Source organism: Pedococcus sp. 2YAF34, assembly GCF_052114585.1.
Lineage (GTDB): Bacteria > Actinomycetota > Actinomycetes > Actinomycetales > Dermatophilaceae > Pedococcus.
Window position 1 is genome coordinate 1 of record NZ_JBFRFA010000126.1, and the last position, 409, is coordinate 409.

Below are 409 nucleotides of genomic sequence, written 5' to 3' on the forward strand. Positions count from 1 at the left end.
CTACCTGACGGAGCATCCGGTCGTCATCTCGACGGTGGCGCTCGACGAGGCGGGCATGCGCCGGTTCGCGACCGAGGATCAGCTCGCCGCGGAGCTCGAGCGCCGCTCGGCCAACCCGGCCGACCCCGTGGCCGCTGTGAACCGCATCCCGTTCTCCGAACCGGACCACCCGTTCTCGCTCCAGGTGATGTACGCCGAGAACCCGCCGTTCCAGCTCGACCCGGAGCACCCGGCCGCCGGAAACCGCTGGGGCTACGTCAACATGGGCTATGGGACGCGCAAGCGCCCCCGCTACGAGGATGCGGTGACCTTCGACGACGGCGAGCCCGACTACCGCGGCTTCCCGAACACGACGATCGAGTACGCCCTGACGGAGAGCGAGCAGGCCGAGATCGCGGACGCGACGGAC

The 409-nt window shown here is 69.9% G+C and carries 1 pseudogene; it reads left to right on the plus strand.

Features of this window, described 5'->3' with window-relative positions:
* Positions 1-409, plus strand: a pseudogene (locus AB4Z02_RS19200) (GMC oxidoreductase); the annotation flags it as partial.